Annotated in this window: 3 protein-coding genes; all 3 read right to left on the minus strand. The window is 52.9% G+C overall.

The window, feature by feature from the left end; translation table 11 throughout:
* Positions 1-548, minus strand: a 548-nt coding sequence (locus tag ACREAY_RS12085; protein ID WP_431756015.1) for a hypothetical protein, incomplete at its 3' end; no start/stop codon positions are given.
* 36 nt (positions 549-584) lie between these two features.
* A complete protein-coding gene (locus ACREAY_RS12090) occupies positions 585-755 on the minus strand; it encodes a 50S ribosomal protein L37e (protein WP_431756016.1) in 171 nt (56 codons plus the stop codon).
* Positions 756-769: 14 nt separating this feature from the next.
* Positions 770-1,000: an LSM domain-containing protein gene (locus ACREAY_RS12095; RefSeq protein WP_431756017.1), complete on the minus strand. Its 231-nt coding sequence runs from the start codon at positions 998-1,000 to the stop codon at positions 770-772.
* Positions 1,001-1,091 lie beyond the last annotated feature (91 nt).

Raw genomic sequence — 1,091 nt, forward strand, 5'->3', positions numbered from 1 at the left:
AGCCTTACCAGTGCCTGCATTATCTCTTTTTGCAGCTGCTCGATGTTCTTTTCCTCTGCGCGGATCTGCTTGGCGTCAGAGTCGTCTTTCACCTTCTCCGGTATCGGCATCACCTGCACCTTCTCGACGACGATGGGCCGGGCGCCTGCCTTTGACATCTCGGCCATCTTGGAGTCTATGGTGGAAATCTTTGTTTCCAGGAGCGAGACTAGGCTGCTGCGCGCCTCTGCCAGGTCGGCATAGTCTGCCACCGGCTGCAGGTGCGCTATCCTTTCGTTCAGAGAGTCGAGGTCCTGTTTGTATTTTATCAATAGCCGGTCGCGCTCTAGCCGGTCTATCTTGCCGTCCTGCGCCGCCTCGTAGACTCTGGTTATCGCCTCTGCCGCAAGCGTCTTTTCAAATAAGAGAGATGCCAGCTCTGCCCTCGCAGCAGTCAGAGGCTTGTCCTGCTTTGCCGCTTTAGCTTTTACGCGCGACAGCCGCTCAAGAATTGCAGCAGAGACTGCACCGGCTACCGATGAGCCGGCGATGACCGCGATCTCGGACATGGCAGATTAAAAGAAAAGGATACAGAAAAAGGTTTGCTAGAGGACCTGGCGCTTTATCCAGCGGTATGTCCTCATCTTGGCTTCGGGATACCCGCACTTGGCGCACTGCTTGTGGCGCTTGTGGTACGAGTTCTGGCCGCACCTTCTGCAGCGTATGTGTGTTTTCTTGCGGGTAAAATTACCCATCGAGGTTGTGCCTTTCGTCATCTCAATTCAACCCCTTACTTTGGCGGCGGGGAGATTATCACCACGTTGTCGCCCCTCACGACAATCGTGCCGAGGTCGTTTGACTTGCCCTCGTCCAGTATCTCCACCGACTCTTCCAGCAACAGGTTCATGTGCTGGTCAAAGCCATGAAGGCTTCCCCTGATGACCTTGCCACCCTTCAACTTGATAAGCACGACTTTTCCAAGGCTCTCATCCAGAACCTTTACTGCCATATCTACAGACAATCGATATTACCTGTAGGTAAAGCGTATTAGAGGCATATATTAAAATTTCATTGCGTACCATTCGGAATTCATGTCTGAAGCTCGCCAATTG

The sequence above is a fragment of the Nitrososphaera sp. genome, assembly GCF_050748925.1.
In the GTDB taxonomy this organism is placed as follows: Archaea; Thermoproteota; Nitrososphaeria; order Nitrososphaerales; family Nitrososphaeraceae; genus Nitrososphaera.